This window comes from Kitasatospora putterlickiae (assembly GCF_039527695.1).
In the GTDB taxonomy this organism is placed as follows: Bacteria; Actinomycetota; Actinomycetes; order Streptomycetales; family Streptomycetaceae; genus Kitasatospora; species Kitasatospora putterlickiae.
On record NZ_BAAAKJ010000509.1, the window covers coordinates 1 to 16,119 of the forward strand.

Here is a 16,119-nt window from a genome sequence, read left to right on the forward strand (position 1 = left end):
GGGAGCCGGCGCGGCGACCGGGGCGCCCGAGCCGTCGTCGATGATCGCCAGCTCGGCGCCGACCTCGACGGTCTCGTCCTCGCCGACCTTGATCGAGGCCAGAATGCCGGAGGCCGGCGCCGGGATCTCGGTGTCGACCTTGTCGGTGGAGACCTCGAGCAGCGGCTCGTCGACCTCCACGCGCTCACCCTCGGCCTTCAGCCAACGGGTGACGGTGCCCTCGGAAACGCTCTCGCCCAGCGCGGGCAGTGTTACTGAGACCGCCATGGTTTCAGCGACTCCTATCAAGTCTTGCGAACTGGAATGGGGGGTAAGGGGGCGCGATCAGTCGTGCGCGTGCAGCGGCTTGCCGGCCAGCGCCAGGTGCGCCTCGCCGAGGGCCTCGGACTGGGTCGGGTGGGCGTGGATGAGCTGCGCGACCTCGGCCGGCAGAGCCTCCCAGTTGTAGATCAGCTGGGCCTCGCCGACCTGCTCGCCCATGCGGGCGCCGACCATGTGGACACCGACCACGGCGCCGTCCTTGACCTGGACGAGCTTGATCTCGCCGGCGGTCTTCAGGATCTTGCTCTTGCCGTTGCCGGCCAGGTTGTACTTGAGGGTGACGACCTTCTCCTTGCCGTACAGCTCGACGGCCTTGGCCTCGGAGATGCCGACGGAGGCCACCTCGGGGTTGGAGTAGGTCACCCGCGGGACGCCGTCGTAGTCGATCGGCACCGGCTTGAGGCCGGCCAGGCGCTCGGCGACCAGAATGCCCTCGGCGAAGCCGACGTGCGCCAGCTGCAGGGTCGGGGCGAGGTCGCCGACGGCCGAGACGGTCGGCACGTTGGTGCGCATGTACTCGTCGACGAGGACGTAGCCGCGGTCCATCGCGACCCCGTTCTCCTCGTAGCCGAGGCCGGCCGAGACCGGGCCGCGGCCGATGGCGACCAGCAGCAGGTCGGCCTCGATCTGCTTGCCGTTCTCGGTGGAGACGCGCACACCGGTCTCGGTGTACTCGACGCCGGTGAAGCGGGCCTTCAGCTCGAACTTGATGCCGCGCTTGCGGAAGGCGCGCTCCAGCAGCTTGGAGGAGTTCTCGTCCTCCAGCGGGACCAGGTGCGGCAGGGCCTCGACGATGGTGACGTCGACGCCGAACGACTTCCAGACCGAGGCGAACTCGACGCCGATCACGCCGCCGCCGAGGATGACGGCCGACTTCGGGATGCGGTCGAGCTTGAGGGCGTGGTCCGAGGAGATGACGCGGTTGCCGTCGATCTCCAGGCCCGGGATCGAGCGCGGCACGGAACCGGTCGCCAGGACGATGTGGCGGCCCTCGATGCGCTGGCCGTTGACGTCCACCGAGGTCTGCGAGGAGAGCTTGCCCTCGCCCTGGATGAAGGTGACCTTGCGGGACGCCACCAGGCCCTGCAGGCCCTTGTACAGGCCGGCGATGACGTCGTCCTTGTACTTGTGGACGCCGTTGATGTCGATGCCCTGGAAGGTGGCCAGCACGCCGAACTCGGCGGCCTCCTTCGTCTCGTCGGCGATCTCGGCGGCGTGCAGCAGGGCCTTGGTCGGGATGCAGCCGCGGTGCAGGCAGGTGCCGCCGAGCTCACCCTTCTCGACCAGGGCGACGCTCAGGCCCAGCTGGGCGCCGCGGAGCGCCGCGGCGTAACCGCCGCTTCCGCCTCCGAGAATGACTACGTCGAAAACGGTGCTGGCGTCGTTCGCCACGTCACGTCCTCCATGCAATGGGGTGTGGATCGCCGGGCCGGTCGCGGTCCGGTGGGTCGGAAGCCTTTGTGGGGCGCCCAGTCGTGCCGGAAATACATCTTCGCACTTGTTCGCGGCGGCTGATGTCCGGGTCCGCTCCAGGGGTGTCCCGAGGGGTGGTCGCAGGGGTGGGAACACCCCGGACGGAGGGGCATCGTCGCAGCTCAGGGCAGGGTTGACCGGGGGAGGGGCGGATGGTCGCGGGGCCGGTGGAGCCCCCGGTTCCGCAGTGCGGAACAAAGTTTCGCCCGCAGCGAACAGGGGTGCGGCGGGCGCCTCGGCCCCTACCGGTGGGTAACCGGCGCCGGGGAAGCCGGACGGGGTCCGGCGCGTGCGCGCCGGACCCCGTCCCTCGGTCGTCCCCGGCCGTCAGGCCTTGCCGCCCGCCGCCTTCTGCTCGGCGAAGCGGACCAGGGTGCGCACCGCGGAGGCGGTGCCGCCCTTGGGGGTGTAGCCGAACGGCGCGCCCTCGTGGAACGCCGGGCCGGCGATGTCCAGGTGGGCCCAGTCGATGCCCTCGGCCACGAACTCCTTCAGGAACAGGCCGGCCACCAGGCCGCCGCCCATCCGCTCGCCCATGTTGGCCAGGTCGGCGACGGTCGACTCGGTCATGCCCTTGCGCAGCTCGGCCGGCAGCGGCATCGGCCAGGACTGCTCGCCCACCTCGCCGGCGGCCGCGTGCAGGGTCGCGCGCAGCTCGTCGGCGTTGGCCATCACGCCGAAGGTGCGGTTGCCCAGCGCCATCATCATCGCGCCGGTCAGGGTCGCGACGTCGACGATCGCGTCCGGGTTCTCCTCGCCGGCCCGCACGATGGCGTCGGCCAGCACCAGGCGGCCCTCGGCGTCGGTGTTCAGCACCTCGACGGTCTTGCCGCCGTACATGCGCAGCACGTCACCCGGGCGGGTGGCCGAGCCGGACGGCATGTTCTCCGCCAGCGCCAGCCAGGCGGTGACGTTGACCTGCAGGCCGAGGCGCTTGGCGGCGACGACGGCGGCGAACACCGCGGCGGCGCCGGCCATGTCGCACTTCATCGTCTCGTTGTGGCCGGCCGGCTTCAGCGAGATGCCGCCCGAGTCGTAGGTGATGCCCTTGCCGACGAACGCCAGGGTGGCCTTGGCCTTCGGGTGGGTGTACGCCACCTTCACCAGGCGGGGCGGGTTGACCGAGCCGTTGCCGACGCCGAGCAGACCGCCGTAGCCGCCCTTGAGCAGCGCCTTCTCGTCCAGCACCTCGACCTTGAGGCCGTGCTCCTTGCCGGCCGCCTGGGCGAGCGCGGCGAAGGACTTCGGGTTCAGGTCGTTCGGGGCGGTGTTGACCAGGTCGCGGGCGCGGTTCATCTCCTCGCCGACGACCAGGGCGCGCTCGACGGCGGCCTTGGCCTCCTTGCTGCCCTTGCGGGTCGACAGCAGCACCAGCTCGCCGACCGGCTCCTTGCCGCCGTTGCCGTTGTTCTTGTAAGTGCCGAACGCGTACGAACCGAGCAGGGCGCCCAGCGCGACCGCCTCGATCTCGTCGGCCGACTCGGCCGGCAGGGCCAGCGCGGCCTTCTTGGCACCCGCCAGGGTGCGGGCGGCGACACCGGCGGCGCGGCGCAGCGCCTCCAGCTCGTACCCGCCCTCGGCGGCGTCACCGAGACCGACCGCGAGCACGAGCGAGGCCTTCAGACCGGCCGGGGAGGGGACCTTGACGGTCTCGCCCTCGGCGCCGGTGGCGCCCAGCGTGCCGAGCACCTCGGCCAGCTTGCCCTCGAACGCCTCGGCCGCGGCCTCGGCGCCGGGGGCCAGCACGATGCCCTTCGGGCCCTTCGCCACACCGATCACCAGGGCGTCCGCGCGCAGCGAGGCGGCGGCGGAGGTGCTCACAGACAATGCAGTCACGTAAAACGTCCTGTTCTTTCGCGGTCCACGACCGGTCGCGGCGCGAGTGCCGCACCGGCGCAGCCCGGACCGCCGGCCAGGCCGACCGGCCGGCGTCCGCCGAGCAGGCCGCGAACATCCGCACCGCGGGCGTCGTGATCGCCGGCGCGGTGGTGCTCACGCTGGTCACGCTCGCCGTCCTCTNNGCCCCAACGCGCGCCGGACGGGCAGGACCTGCGGCGGTGCAGGGCTGCGGTGCTCCCCGCATGGTAGTCCGCATGGTGGGATCACGCGCCGCCCGGTGTACCGCCTTTCGACGCGCTGGCTTTGGCGTCTTCCCCGGTGTCCTCGCCGGCGTCCCGCTCAGCGCAGCAGCGCGAGTGTCAGCAGGCCAGCGGTCGCGGCGGTCTCCGCCATCGCGCCGAGCACGTCCCCGGTGATCCCGCCGAACCGCCGCAGACAGCGCCGCAGCAGCAGCCACGCGCCGCCGACGCCCACCACAACAGCCGTCGGCCATAGCACGGCTGACCCTGCGTCAGCCAGTCCGGTGAGGGCGAGCAGCGCCGCCGCGACGCCCGTCGAGGCGATGGCCGCGCCCGGCGTCACGGTGCCCGCCACCATCGCGCCGAGCCCCCCGGGCCGGGCCGCCGGCACCGACCGCAGACACCCCCAGGCGAGCGCGCAGCGCGCGGCCACCGCCCCCGTGAGCACCGCGAGCGCCCCGCGCAGCGGGGACACGGCGAACTGCCCGGCCAGCGCGGCCACCTGCGCCAGCAGCACCAGGACGAGGGTGAGCACGCCGAACGGGCCGATGTCCGACTGCTTCATGATCCGCAACGCGTCCTCGGCGGGCTTGCCGCTGCCCAGGCCGTCCGCGACGTCCGCGAGTCCGTCCAGGTGCAGGCCCCGGGTGAGCACCGCGAGCACCCCGACCGCCGCCACCGCCCCGAGCAGCCCGCCCGCCCGCCAGGCGACCACCGCCCCCGCGCCCGCCGCGACCGCTCCCAGCACCACCCCGACCAGCGGCGCGAGCACCATCGCCCGCCCCCCGGCCTCCCGGTCCCACCGCCGCACCCGCACCGGCACCACCGACAGGGTCCCGAACGCGAACCGCGCCCCGTCCCACACACCGACCACCCACCGACCACTCGGAACAGCGAAAGGGCCCGGACCCGTCGTCATGACGCGGCCCGGACCCTTGAATTCCCTACAACTTCCCCAGCAGCTCCGCCGCCGTCGGCAGCCGGGCCGGCTCCTTCGGCGCCGCCGGCACGAACAGCTCCGGCATCTTCTCGGCCAGCGTGTCCGCCGCCGCCTGGAGCAGCGGCAGCGCCATCAGCGCGCCGACCCCCTCGCCCATGGTGATGCCCTGCTCCTGCAGCGGCGTCAGGGTCAGCCGGTCGTACGCCTTCGCCTGCGCCGGCTCACCGCTGCTCTGCCCGGCCCGCCACCACTCCGGCGCCCGGAAGGCGATCCGCTGCGCGACCAGCGCGCACGCCGCCGAGACCACCCCGTCCAGCACCACCGGCAGCTTGCGCACCGCGGCCTGCAGCAGGAACCCGGTGATCGCGGCGAAGTCCGCGCCACCGGTGGCCCCGAGCAGTGCCAGCTGGTCGCCCAGCACCGGCCGGGCCCGCCGCAGCGAGTCCCGCACCGTGGCGCACTTGACCATCCACACCCGGTCGTCGATGCCCGACCCGCGCCCGGTGACCGCCGCCGCGTCCGTCCCGCAGAGCGCGCCGACCAGCACCGCGGCCACCGTGGTCGCGCCGACCCCGAGGTCGCCGAGCACCACCAGGTCGGTCCCCGCGTCGGCCTCCTCGTCGGCCACCGCCATGCCGGCCCGGAAGGCCTTGGCGGTCTCCTCGGGGCTCAGCGCGTCCTCGACGTCGATCCGCCCGGAGCCGCGCCGCACCCGGTGCTCCGTCACCTCGCCGGGGAAGTCGGCGGCGTCCGCGTCGACCGCGACGTCCACCACCCGCACCCCGGCGCCGAACCGCCGCGCGAGCAGCGCGACCGGCGCGGTGCCGTCGAGCACGGCCCGCACCCGTGCCGCCGTGCCGCCCTGCGCGGGCAGCCGGGACACCCCGAGGCGCGCCACCCCGTGGTCGGCGGCGAACAGCACCACCTTGGGCGCCGACAGCGGCCGCACCGGGGAACGCCCCTGCACGGACGACAGCCAGGCGCCCAGCTCCTCCAGCCTGCCGAGGCCGTTGCGAGGCCGGTCCAGCTCCTGCCACCGCTCCTCGGCGGCGCGCCGGGCGCTCTCGTCGGGGCGCTCGACGAGCGAGGAGAACGTATCGAGATCCACGGTCGTGTCCATCGTCCGGAAGGCTACACGCCACAGGTTCACCGCAGGGGTGCCCCGGTGCCGAAAGGGAGAAGGGCCTAGCCGCCGACGAAGGAAGCGGCGTTGTGCCCGGCACCCGGGAGGGACGTGGACGCGCCTGTTCAGCCGACGGCGGGTTTGACGGTGAGAACCTGCCCCGCCACCACCAGCAGCACACGCTCCGAGGCATCGGCGACGGCCATGTTGAGCCGGCCCAGGGTGTCGCGGAACCGGCGGCCCGACGCGGTGGCCGGGACGACGCCCATGCCCACCTCGTTGCTGACCGCCACCACCTGGCGCCGGGTGCCCGCCCAGGCCGCCGCCAGCGCCTCGCAGCGCCGCTGCACCGCGGCCTCGCCGCCGTCCGCCCAGACCGCGTCGTCCCAGGCGCCGCACTCGTCCATGACGGCGGTCAGCCACAGCGCCAGGCAGTCCACCAGCACCGGCGCCGGGTCGGCGGTGTCCGCCAGCACCGCCTCCAGGTCACAGGTCTCGGCGGTGCGCCAGCTCGCCGGACGCCGCTCCCGGTGCAGCGCGACCCGCCGCGCCCACTCGGCGTCGCCGTCCCTGCTGCCGCTGGTGGCGACGTACAGCACGTCCGCGTGGTGGGCGAGCAGCCGCTCGGCCCTGGTGGACTTGCCGGACCGGGCGCCGCCGAGGACGAGGGTGCGGGGGAGCGGGGCGTCAGGTGTCATGCGCCCCATCCTCGCGCACCGCGCATACCGAAGATCCCGCCGGGCAACCTGAGGGCTTAGGGTGCGCACACAGCGCATGGCTGTCGTCGGCGGGAGGAGCCGGGCATGGTCTGGACGTGGCGGTACGAGAAGGCGGACGGCGCCGTGGTGGCCCCGGAGAACGGCCAGGCGGAGGAGTTCGCCGGCCAGGGGGACGCGGAGACCTGGATCGGGGAGAACTGGAAGCAGCTGGCCGAGGACGGCGTGGACCGTGCCGTGCTGCTGGACGACGGCCGGGAGGTCTACACGATGAGCCTGCACGAGGACTGAGCCGTCCGGCGGTGGCCCCGGGGCCGGCGGCTCCGGGGCTACTTCATCCCGACGACGTGCAGCAGCGCGGCGACCCGCCGGTACGGGTCGGTGCGCCCGGCCCGCTCCTCGGCCTCCAGCAGCTGCGCGAGCTGCCGGCCGTCGACCGGCGCCGCGTCGTCGGGGGCGTGGTCGGTGAAGACCCGGACGCCGTACCAGTGCCGCAGCGGCACGGACACCTCGGAGAGGGTGACGGTGAGGTCGGCGATCCGGTCGGCGCGGGCCGCCAGCCCGAGCCGGTTGTAGTACCGGTCGCTGTCGAAGGCGTCCAGGGCGGCCCGCCAGTCGCCGGCCGCGGCGGGCCGCAGCGCGAGCGCGTCGCGGTTGCGCACCACCAGTGAGAGCAGCCCGCCGGGGGCGAGCAGCCGGGCCAGCGAGGCGATCATCGGATCGGGGTCCGGCAGGTACATCAGCACGCCGTGGCAGAGCACGACGTCGAAGCTGCGCGCCCCGAACCAGCGCCCGCACTGGTGCCCGTCGCCGATCAGCAGCTGGATCCGCTCGCGCACCGCCTCGGGCTCCTCGGCGAGCGCCTGCTGGGCGGTGCCGAGCGCGGCCGGGTCGGAGTCGATGCCGGTGACGTAGTGGCCGGCCCGGGCCAGCCGCAGTGCCTGGGTGCCCTGGCCACAGCCGATGTCGAGGACGCGCTGCGCGGCGCGGCCGGTGAGCTGCTCGGCGAGCTGCCGGGCGACCATCTCCTGCCGGACGAGGTGGCGCAGCGAGCCCGGCCGGCCGGGGGAGGGGGCCGCGCCGCCGGAGAAGGAGCCGCTGCGCGAGGGCAGCCGCCGCTCGTACCCGGTCAGGCCGTGGCCGCCGCGGTCGTGGCCGCCGCCGCCCTGGCCGGGGAGCGCGTAGAGGCCGGGCCCGTCCCAGACGGGAGGGGCCCAGCCGGAGTCCACCGGTTCGGCGGTCAGGGCTTCTCCCCGCGCCGCACCTGCGGCTTGGGCAGTCGCAGCCGGCGCATCTGCAGGATGCGCATCAGGCCGTAGGCGACCGCGCCGCGGGTGTTCTGCCCGGCGAAGCGTTCGGTGAGCTGCTTGCGCAGGCCGAAGCCGAGCCGGACGAAGTCCAGGATCACCAGGACGAAGAAGAGCAGGAACAGCAGCGTGGAGAGCAGCTGGAGGGCCGGCACCTTCACGATGCTGAGCACCAGGATGAGGACGGCGGCCGGAAGGAAGAACTCGGCCAGCGACCAGCGGGCGTCCACGTAGTCGCGGGCGAACTTGCGCACCGGGCCCTTGTCACGGGCCGGGAGGTGGCGCTCGTCGCCCTCCATCAGCGCGGTGCGCTGCTTCTCGCGCTCGGCACGCACCCGGTCGCGGGCCTGGCGGGCGGCCTCCTTGCGGTCCTTGGGCACGCTGACCCGGGTCCGCCGGTTGGCCTCGGCCTCACTGCGCTTGGGCGTGGGCCGGCCCTTCTTCGCCTGCGGGTCGCGCGGCTGGGTCGTCTCGTCCTGCTTCTCCAGCACGGCGGCGGAGGCAGCGGCATCATCTGAACGGCGTCGGAACACACCACCAGCGTACGGGGTGCGGGACCGCGTTCTCCGGTCCCCCGGGAACCGAATGCGTATCGATCGCGTCCCGGACCGGCGGCTTCGGGTTTCCCAGGGGTTCCCCGTAGGGGATCACTCCGCTGACCGGCGGGTGGAATGAGAACGGAATCCACCCCCCGGAGGAGGCTTCGCGGGACCGACCTGTAGCAGGCTTGTTGCAGGCAGGTGCACTGCGGCGACGGGCTCGCTGCACATACACTCGTCGTGTCTGGTAACGAGATAGAGACCGCAGGCCGGAGAAGGGGGCACCCGAGGCCCATGAGCGACGGAATCATGAAGCGTATGGGGCTGATCTTCCGCTCCAAGGCGAACAAGGCCCTGGACCGGGCGGAGGACCCGCGCGAGACGCTGGATTATTCGTACCAGAAGCAGTTGGAGCTGCTGCAGAAGGTGCGTCGCGGCGTCGCGGACGTGGCCACCTCGCGCAAGCGGCTGGAGCTCCAGCTGACCCAGCTGCAGCAGCAGTCGGCGAAGTACGAGGACCAGGGCCGCAAGGCGCTCTCGCTCGGCCGGGAGGACCTCGCCCGCGAGGCCCTGACCCGCAAGTCGAACATGCAGTCCCAGATCAACGACCTGCAGGTGCAGTACCAGCAGCTCCAGGCCGAGGAGGAGAAGCTCACGCTCGCCTCCCAGCGGCTGCAGGCCAAGGTCGACGCCTTCCGCACCAAGAAGGAGACCATCAAGGCCACCTACACCGCGGCCCAGGCGCAGACCCGGATCGCCGAGTCCTTCTCCGGCATCTCGGAGGAGATGGGCGACGTCGGCCTGGCGATCCAGCGGGCCGAGGACAAGACCGCGCAGATGCAGGCCCGGGCCGGTGCGATCGACGAGCTGCTGGCCTCCGGCGCGCTCGACGACGCCAGCGGTCTCGGCCGCAAGGACGACATCGAGGCCGAGCTGGAGCGGGTGGCCGGCGGCTCCGACGTCGAACTGGAGCTGGCCCGGATGAAGGCCGAGCTGACCGGCGGCTCCCCGGCCTCCGGCCCGCAGGCGATCGAGCAGGGTCGCCCGCAGGACGCCGCGCCGCAGCAGCAGGACAGCCCGCGGATCAACTACAACAAGTGACCTGAGCTCCGCCCCGGAGCACTCCGGGAGAAATCCCCAGGAACAGGGAGACGCACGGCATGATCATGAGGGTCATGGGTGAGGGCCAGTTCGAGGTGGGCGCGACCCACCTGAACCGGCTCAACGAGCTCGACGAGGAGCTCCTCACCGCACTGGAGTCGGGGGACGAGGAACACTTCCGCCGGGCGCTCGGAGAGCTGCTCGGCGCCGTGAAGGAATTCGGCACCCCGCTGCCGGACGACTCGCTGGAGCCGTCCGACCTGATCCTGCCGGACGCCGAGGCCACCATCGGCCAGGTCCGCGAACTGCTGCGGGCCGAGGGCGACGGTCTCATCCCGGGCGTGCCCGACTAGCCGCCGTCTCGGCCAGACACAGGGGCGGGCCCCCTCCCACGCCGGGGAGGGGGCCCGCCCTTCGTCGTCCGTGCGCCCGCGCGGCGCACCGCTACGGCAGGGCCAGCATCCGGTCCAGCGCCGCCTTGGCGTGCTTCTCGGTCTCCGGGTCGACGGTGATCACGTTCGGCACCCGGCCCTCGACCAGTGACTCCAGCGCCCAGACCAGGTGCGGCAGGTCGATCCGGTTCATGGTCGAGCAGAAGCAGACCGCCCGGTCCAGGAAGACGATCTCCTTGTCCGGGTGCGCCTTGGCGAGCCGGCGGACCAGGTTCAGCTCGGTGCCGATGGCCCACGTGGAGCCGGGCTCGGCGGCGTCCAGCGCCTTGATGATGTACTCGGTGGAGCCCACCATGTCGGCGGCCGCGACGACCTCGTGCCGGCACTCCGGGTGCACCAGGACGGTGACGCCCGGGATCCGCTCGCGCACGTCGTTCACCGAGTCCAGGGTGAAGCGCCCGTGCACCGAGCAGTGGCCGCGCCAGAGGATCATCTTCGCGTCCCGCAGCTGCTCGGCGGTCAGGCCGCCGTTCGGCTTGTGCGGGTTGTAGACGACGCAGTCCTCCAGCGAGAGGCCCATGTCGCGCACCGCGGTGTTGCGGCCCAGGTGCTGGTCGGGCAGGAACAGCACCTTCTCTCCCTGCTCGAACGCCCACTCCAGCGCCCGCTTGGCGTTGGAGGAGGTGCAGATGGTGCCGCCGTGCCGGCCGGTGAAGGCCTTGATGTCGGCGGAGGAGTTCATGTACGAGACCGGGACGGTGACGTCGGCTATGCCGGCGTCGGTCAGCACGTCCCAGCACTCGGCGACCTGCTCGGCGGTGGCCATGTCGGCCATCGAACAGCCGGCCGCGAGGTCCGGCAGGACGACCTGCTGGGCGTCGCCGGTGAGGATGTCGGCGGACTCGGCCATGAAGTGCACACCGCAGAAGACGATGTACTCGGCCTCCGGGCGGGCCGCCGCGTCGCGGGCGAGCTTGAAGGAGTCGCCGGTGACGTCGGCGAACTCGATCACCTCGTCGCGCTGGTAGTGGTGGCCCAGGATGAAGACGCGCTCTCCGAGCGCGGCCTTGGCCGCCCGGGCGCGCTCGACGAGGTTCGGGTCGGAGGCCGGGGGGAGGTCACCGGGGCATTCGACGCCGCGCTCGCTGTTCGGGTCGGCCTCGCGGCCGAGCAGCAGCAGAGCGAGCGGCGTCGGAGTGGGGTCGACGCCGTAGGTCTCGGTGATGGTGGTGGTCACGGGCGGGTGCCCTTCTGTGCGGCCGATCAAGCGGTGCAGCCTTTTCGTCTATCTGACGCAATCTATGATAACCGGTTAGCGTCAGAGTGACGATGGCCATCCTGTCGATGTGACGAGAACCGCTCGCCGGTTCGGAGCCTTCCCGGCGGTCTGCGGCGTGGCCGAAACGGGATCCAGGCCCGTCCGGGTTTCGCTGGTGGCATGAAGGCAATCGCGATCCACCGCTACGGCGGCCCCGAGGTGGTCGAGTACACCGACCTGCCCGATCCCAAGGTCGGCCCGGACTCGGTCCTGGTCCAGGTCAGGGCGGCCGGGGTGAACCCGGTCGACTGGAAGGTGCGGGAGGGGCGGCTGGACGGCCTGCTCGACGCGCACTTCCCGCTGGTGATGGGCTGGGACGCGGCGGGGGTGGTCCGCGCGGTGGGCGGCGGGGTCACCGAGTTCGCCCCCGGCGACGAGGTCTACGGCTACGTCCGCAAGGACGCGGTCGAGCACGGCACCTACGCCGAGCTGGTCTCCGCGCCGGTCCGCACGCTGGCCCGCAAACCGGCCGCGCTGGACTGGGCGCAGGCCGGCGGGCTGCCGCTGGCCGGGCTCACCGCGCTCCAAGGGCTGCGGGCGGTGGGCGCGGGCGCCGGGGACACCGTCCTGGTGCACGCCGCCGCCGGCGGGGTCGGCCACCTGGCCGTCCAGATCGCCAGGGCCTCCGGCGCCCGGGTGATCGGCACCGCCGGCGAGCGCAACCACGACTACCTGCGCTCGCTGGGCGCCGAGCCGGTCCGGTACGGCGAGGGCCTGGCCGACCGGGTCAGGGCGCTGGCCCCCGAGGGCGTGGACGCCGCGCTGGACCTGGTCGGCGGCGACGCCGTCGAGGTCTCGGCCGGGCTGGTCGCCGATCCGGCGCGGATCGCCTCGGTCGCCGACTTCGGGGTCCGGGCGCGCGGCGGGCGGTACGTCTGGGTCCGCCCGGACGCCGCCGGGCTGGCCGAGCTGGCCGCGCTCGCCGACGACGGACGGCTGACCGTGACCGTCGCCTCAACCTTCCCGCTCGCCCAGGCCGCCTCGGCGCAGGCGCTCAGCGCGGAGGGCCGCACCCGGGGCAAGATCGTGCTGCTGACCGGCTGAGCCCCCGTCGCGAGCGGCGGAGCGGGCCGGGCCGGAGCGCCCGGAGACGAGCGGCGAGCGGCAGCTGTCATCCGCCAGCGGTGGACTCACTCCTGACATCCGCCAGAATGGTTGCCGAACCGTTTCAGCGGGCGCCCGTCGCCGCCCCGCCGCCGTTCCCTACGCCGCACGACCCGTGGAGCCCCGCACCAATGAGCAGCAGCCGAGCGCACGAGACGGTCGGGGCCTCCCTGGACGAGACCGACCGCCTCCTCCTCGCCCGGCTCGCCGGGGACGGCCGCGCCTCCTACGCGGAGATCGGCCTCCAGGTGAACCTCTCCGCCACCGCCGTCCGCCGCCGGATCGACCGGCTGCGGGCGCGCGGGGTGGTGCGCGGCTTCACCGTGGTGCTCGACCCCTCGGTGCTGGGCTGGCAGACCGAGGCCTTCGTCGAGGTCTACTGCCGCGAGCGGACCGCCCCCGAGGAGATCCTCGCCAGCCTGCGCCAGTTCCCCGAGGTGGTCGCCGCCTGGACGGTCACCGGCGACCCGGACGCCCTGGTCCACCTGCGGGCCGCCGACATGCGGCACCTGGAGGCGGTCATCGAGCGGATCCGCCGCGAGCCCGGCGTCCAGCGCAGCCGCTCCTCCGTGGTGCTCTCCCAGCTCATCGGCTGACCTGCGCCGGGGCCCGCGCAGGAATCCTGCGCGGGGCCCGTTGAAGACGCCCGAAAGCTGCCCGACCGGCCGCGTTCCGACGCGCGGCGGGGGCCCGTCGCTGCCTACGCTGATGACGTCCGGCCGCACGGTGCCAACCCCCGTGCCGCCGGATCCTCCCCGACACCCACAGCCGAGAGGGACACCCGTGTCCGCAGCCCCCGACCGCATGCACCGGCCCGACAGCGACCTGGTCGACCTGGTTTTCGACTACATGCGCGAGCGGCTGCAGTACGACCCCGTCCCGCTCGACCACCCCGGCGACGGCGAGCACCTGCGCGCCCGGCTCTCCGGCCTGCTCAACCAGGACGGCAACAACCCGGCCGACGTGCTCAAGCTCTACGACCACGAGCTCTCCCGCGCGGTGATCTCCGCCGACAGCCCGCGCTACCTGTCCTTCATCCCGTGCGCCCCCACCAAGGCCGCGCTGCTCTTCGACATGGTCGTCTCCTGTGCCTCGCTGCAGGGCATCTCCTGGCTGGAGGCGGCCGGCGCGATCGCCGCCGAGAACCAGGTGCTGCGCCTGATGGCGGACCGCGCGGGCATGCCCGCCTCGGCCGGCGGCGTCTTCGTCTCCGGCGGTTCGGCCGGCAACCTCTCCGCGCTGGTGGTCGCCCGTGACACCGCCCGCCGCCGGCTCGCCGAGCAGGGCCTGCCCAGCGGCCCGGAGGTCCGGCTGCGGATCGCCGTCGCCGACCAGGTGCACTCCTCGGTCAAGAACACCTTCAACATCATCGGCGTCGAGGCGTTCAAGGTGCCGACCGTGGACCGCCGGTTCACCGGCGAGGCGCTGCGCGCCGCGCTGGCCGCCGACCCGAACCCGGAGACCGTGATCGCCGTCGTCGGCACCGCCGGCACCACCAACGAGGGCATCGTTGACGACCTCCAGGGCCTGGCCGAGGTCGCCCGCGAGCACGACCTCTGGTTCCACGTCGACGGCGCCTACGGCGGCGCGGGCCTGTTCGCCCCCTCCGTCCGGGAGCGCTACAACGGCATCGAGCACGCCGACTCCTTCGTCGTCGACCCGCACAAGTGGCTCTTCGCGCCGTTCGACTGCGCCGCGCTGATCTACCGCAACCCCCAGCTCGCCCGCGCCGTGCACACCCAGGACGCCTCCTACCTGGACGTCCTGCACACCGAGGGCGACGAGTGGAACCCCACCGACTACGCCTACCACCTGACCCGGCGCGCCCGCGGCCTGCCGCTCTGGTTCTCGCTCGCCGTGCACGGCGTCCAGGCGTACACCGACGCCATCGAGGCCGGCCTCACCCTCGCCCGGGAGACCGCGCGGCTGATCAACGAGACCGACCACCTGGAGCTGCTGTTCGACCCGCAGCTCTCCGCGGTCTGCTTCAAGCGCAAGGGCTGGACCAACGACGACTACTACCGCTGGTCGCAGCAGCTGCTCGCGGACCAGATCGGCTTCGTCACGCCCACCGGCTGGGACGGCGAGACCGTCGCCCGCTTCGCCTTCCTGCACCCGGGCACCACCATGGAGATGGTCCGCGAGATCCTCGACACCATGGCGTGATCCCCGCGCACCGACGGGACCCCCGCCCGGCACCGGCCGCGGCGGGGGTCCCGGCGTTCTACAGCAGCCCGCCGTTCGGCACGTACGGCGCCGGCGGGCGCATCCCGCGCAGGCCCAGGAAGCCGCAGCTCTCCACGGTCAGCCCCACCTCCAGGCCGACGTCCAGCGCCCACTCCTGCTCCGCGGTCAGCGCCTCCACCCGGGCCTGCGTCCCCTCCGGGACCCGGGCCAGCGCCTCGCGCAGCAGCCGGGTGGCGATCCGCTTGGAGGTGGCCGCCAGCAGCTTCACCTCCCCGCCGTCCCGGTAGCAGTAGCCGCTGCCCGCCAGCGAGTCCGCGATCAGCAGCTCCTCGCAGTGGGCGCGCAGCAGCCCGTGGTCCGGGCCGTGCGCGGAACCGCGCAGCCGCCGGTCCACCGAGTCCAGCAGGTGCTGGTGCGCCGCGTTGCCCGGGTGCACCGGGATGTCCCCCGGGTCGACCAGACCGGACCGGTCCACCCGCCCGGTCAGCCGCATCACCGGGTACATCGTGAAGCCCGCCAGCCGGTAGCGGCGCACGGCCGCGGGGGACGGCGAGGAGCACAGCATGCCGCGCAGACAGCCGCTCCCGTGCGCGAGGGCCCGGTCCAGCAGCAGCCGGCCCACCCCCTTGCCCTGCGCCCGCGGCAGCACCACCAGCAGCGCCAGCACCCAGACGCCCTCGCGGCGCAGCGCCAGCACCGCGCCGACCGGCTCGCCGTCGAGCTCGGCGAGCCAGCAGCCCTGCGGATCGGTGCGCGCCAGGTGTCTCGTCCGGGCCGCCTGGTAGACGGACGCAGGGGGCGGCTCGGTGGCTCCCGGGGTGTCGGGGAGCGAGGCGAACGCCGCACGGGCGAGCGACTGGACCACCTCCGCGTCGGCGGCGGTGTCCTGGACCGGGCGCAGGATCATGCCCACCATCCTGGCGGCCCGGGCGCCGCCGCGGGGCCCGTTCACCCCGATCGGTCCGATCGGGCGGTGACCGGTGTCCGCCGGTGTGCGAGCATGGGGAGCGTAGAGGGAGCGGGTGCACGCCCGGCCCACGGAAACCCGCCGCCACGAAGCCGCCGAAATCACCCGCCGCCCGGGAAATGAAACCGGGCGGCCGTCGGTTGGCACTGGCGGCAGACCGTCGTCAAAACCGGGAGTAAGCAGATGACCGTCAAGGACGAGACCACCGTCGAGGGTGGCATCCTCCTCACCGACGCCGCCGCGGGCAAGGTCAAGGCCCTGCTGGAGCAGGAAGGCCGGGACGACCTCGCGCTGCGGGTCGCCGTCCAGCCCGGTGGCTGCTCCGGCCTGCGTTACCAGCTGTTCTTCGACGAGCGCTCGCTCGACGGCGACGTGGTCAAGGACTTCAACGGCGTCAAGGTCGTCACCGACCGGATGAGCGCCCCGTACCTGGGCGGCGCGACCGTCGACTTCGTGGACACCATCGAGAAGCAGGGCTTCACGATCGACAACCCGAACGCCACCGGCTCCTGCGCCTGCGGCGACTCGTTCAGCTAATGGTCTGACGCGAAGG

The 16,119-nt window shown here is 73.2% G+C and carries 16 protein-coding genes and 1 pseudogene; 7 read left to right on the forward strand and 10 right to left on the reverse strand.

Features of this window, described 5'->3' with window-relative positions; all coding sequences use genetic code 11:
* The 6 genes and pseudogenes from ABD308_RS38120 to cobU form a co-directional block, all read right to left on the reverse strand.
* Positions 1–267 (reverse strand): biotin/lipoyl-containing protein (locus tag ABD308_RS38120; RefSeq protein ID WP_344345464.1); only part of this gene is annotated, 267 nt, incomplete at its 3' end.
* A gap of 57 nt (positions 268–324) precedes the next feature.
* Entirely contained in the window at positions 325–1,731 is a 1,407-nt protein-coding gene (lpdA, locus tag ABD308_RS38125) for a dihydrolipoyl dehydrogenase (protein WP_344345466.1), read from the reverse strand.
* A 390-nt stretch (positions 1,732–2,121) separates the two neighbouring features.
* Complete coding sequence (locus ABD308_RS38130; protein WP_344345470.1) at positions 2,122–3,630, reverse strand: leucyl aminopeptidase; 1,509 nt, start codon at positions 3,628–3,630, stop codon at positions 2,122–2,124.
* Positions 3,631–3,972: 342 nt separating this feature from the next.
* The gene (locus ABD308_RS38135) at positions 3,973–4,791 is read right to left on the reverse strand and encodes an adenosylcobinamide-GDP ribazoletransferase (protein WP_425554961.1); all 819 of its coding nucleotides are present in this window, start codon (positions 4,789–4,791) and stop codon (positions 3,973–3,975) included.
* A 25-nt stretch (positions 4,792–4,816) separates the two neighbouring features.
* Positions 4,817–5,932, reverse strand: a complete 1,116-nt coding sequence (locus tag ABD308_RS38140; protein WP_344345478.1) for a nicotinate-nucleotide--dimethylbenzimidazole phosphoribosyltransferase — start codon at positions 5,930–5,932, stop codon at positions 4,817–4,819.
* A 128-nt stretch (positions 5,933–6,060) separates the two neighbouring features.
* Positions 6,061–6,627, reverse strand: a pseudogene (gene cobU / locus ABD308_RS38145) (bifunctional adenosylcobinamide kinase/adenosylcobinamide-phosphate guanylyltransferase); the annotation flags it as partial.
* Positions 6,628–6,738: 111 nt separating this feature from the next.
* On the opposite strand from cobU, the gene ABD308_RS38150 reads away from it, so the two are divergent.
* Entirely contained in the window at positions 6,739–6,942 is a 204-nt protein-coding gene (locus ABD308_RS38150) for a hypothetical protein (RefSeq protein WP_344345482.1), read from the forward strand.
* Positions 6,943–6,980: 38 nt separating this feature from the next.
* Here the strand turns inward: ABD308_RS38150 and ABD308_RS38155 are convergent, their stop codons facing one another.
* Together ABD308_RS38155 and ABD308_RS38160 are read right to left on the reverse strand one after the other, a co-directional pair.
* Positions 6,981–7,676 carry a class I SAM-dependent methyltransferase gene (locus ABD308_RS38155; protein ID WP_344345513.1) on the reverse strand — a complete coding sequence of 232 codons (696 nt, stop codon included), beginning with the start codon at positions 7,674–7,676 and terminating at the stop codon, positions 6,981–6,983.
* A gap of 215 nt (positions 7,677–7,891) precedes the next feature.
* Positions 7,892–8,491, reverse strand: coding sequence for a DUF3043 domain-containing protein (locus ABD308_RS38160; RefSeq protein WP_344345485.1), 600 nt, complete (start codon positions 8,489–8,491; stop codon positions 7,892–7,894).
* Positions 8,492–8,791: 300 nt separating this feature from the next.
* Here ABD308_RS38160 and ABD308_RS38165 point away from each other — a divergent pair, with 300 nt between their 5' ends.
* Together ABD308_RS38165 and pspAA are read left to right on the forward strand one after the other, a co-directional pair.
* Entirely contained in the window at positions 8,792–9,598 is an 807-nt protein-coding gene (locus ABD308_RS38165) for a PspA/IM30 family protein (protein ID WP_344345489.1), read from the forward strand.
* A 59-nt stretch (positions 9,599–9,657) separates the two neighbouring features.
* Positions 9,658–9,951, forward strand: a complete 294-nt coding sequence (pspAA, locus tag ABD308_RS38170; protein ID WP_344345492.1) for a PspA-associated protein PspAA — start codon at positions 9,658–9,660, stop codon at positions 9,949–9,951.
* A gap of 91 nt (positions 9,952–10,042) precedes the next feature.
* Here the strand turns inward: pspAA and nadA are convergent, their stop codons facing one another.
* Positions 10,043–11,227, reverse strand: coding sequence for a quinolinate synthase NadA (gene nadA, locus ABD308_RS38175; RefSeq protein WP_344345494.1), 1,185 nt, complete (start codon positions 11,225–11,227; stop codon positions 10,043–10,045).
* 201 nt (positions 11,228–11,428) lie between these two features.
* Between nadA and ABD308_RS38180 the strand changes: the two genes are divergently transcribed.
* From ABD308_RS38180 to ABD308_RS38190, 3 genes are all read left to right on the forward strand, one after another.
* Positions 11,429–12,352, forward strand: coding sequence for an NADP-dependent oxidoreductase (locus ABD308_RS38180; RefSeq protein WP_344345497.1), 924 nt, complete (start codon positions 11,429–11,431; stop codon positions 12,350–12,352).
* A gap of 191 nt (positions 12,353–12,543) precedes the next feature.
* A complete protein-coding gene (locus ABD308_RS38185) occupies positions 12,544–13,008 on the forward strand; it encodes an Lrp/AsnC family transcriptional regulator (protein ID WP_344345500.1) in 465 nt (154 codons plus the stop codon).
* A gap of 187 nt (positions 13,009–13,195) precedes the next feature.
* Positions 13,196–14,578: a pyridoxal phosphate-dependent decarboxylase family protein gene (locus ABD308_RS38190; RefSeq protein WP_344345504.1), complete on the forward strand. Its 1,383-nt coding sequence runs from the start codon at positions 13,196–13,198 to the stop codon at positions 14,576–14,578.
* A 58-nt stretch (positions 14,579–14,636) separates the two neighbouring features.
* Here ABD308_RS38190 and ABD308_RS38195 read toward each other — a convergent pair whose 3' ends face one another.
* The gene (locus ABD308_RS38195) at positions 14,637–15,506 is read right to left on the reverse strand and encodes a GNAT family N-acetyltransferase (protein ID WP_344345506.1); all 870 of its coding nucleotides are present in this window, start codon (positions 15,504–15,506) and stop codon (positions 14,637–14,639) included.
* Between the two features lie 243 nt (positions 15,507–15,749).
* Here ABD308_RS38195 and ABD308_RS38200 point away from each other — a divergent pair, with 243 nt between their 5' ends.
* Complete coding sequence (locus ABD308_RS38200) at positions 15,750–16,103, forward strand: HesB/IscA family protein (protein WP_344345509.1); 354 nt, start codon at positions 15,750–15,752, stop codon at positions 16,101–16,103.
* Positions 16,104–16,119: the final 16 nt, after the last annotated feature.

Coding starts and splice junctions, on each gene's coding strand:
- pspAA (WP_344345492.1), top strand. CDS start 9,658: ATGATCATGAGGGTCATGGGTGAGGGCCAGTTCGAGGTGGGCGCGACC.
- ABD308_RS38150 (WP_344345482.1), top strand. CDS start 6,739: ATGGTCTGGACGTGGCGGTACGAGAAGGCGGACGGCGCCGTGGTGGCC.
- ABD308_RS38195 (WP_344345506.1), bottom strand. CDS start 15,506: ATGATCCTGCGCCCGGTCCAGGACACCGCCGCCGACGCGGAGGTGGTC.
- ABD308_RS38185 (WP_344345500.1), top strand. CDS start 12,544: ATGAGCAGCAGCCGAGCGCACGAGACGGTCGGGGCCTCCCTGGACGAG.
- ABD308_RS38135 (WP_425554961.1), bottom strand. CDS start 4,791: ATGACGACGGGTCCGGGCCCTTTCGCTGTTCCGAGTGGTCGGTGGGTG.
- ABD308_RS38155 (WP_344345513.1), bottom strand. CDS start 7,676: ATGGTCGCCCGGCAGCTCGCCGAGCAGCTCACCGGCCGCGCCGCGCAG.
- ABD308_RS38165 (WP_344345489.1), top strand. CDS start 8,792: ATGAGCGACGGAATCATGAAGCGTATGGGGCTGATCTTCCGCTCCAAG.
- ABD308_RS38140 (WP_344345478.1), bottom strand. CDS start 5,932: ATGGACACGACCGTGGATCTCGATACGTTCTCCTCGCTCGTCGAGCGC.
- ABD308_RS38200 (WP_344345509.1), top strand. CDS start 15,750: ATGACCGTCAAGGACGAGACCACCGTCGAGGGTGGCATCCTCCTCACC.
- ABD308_RS38180 (WP_344345497.1), top strand. CDS start 11,429: ATGAAGGCAATCGCGATCCACCGCTACGGCGGCCCCGAGGTGGTCGAG.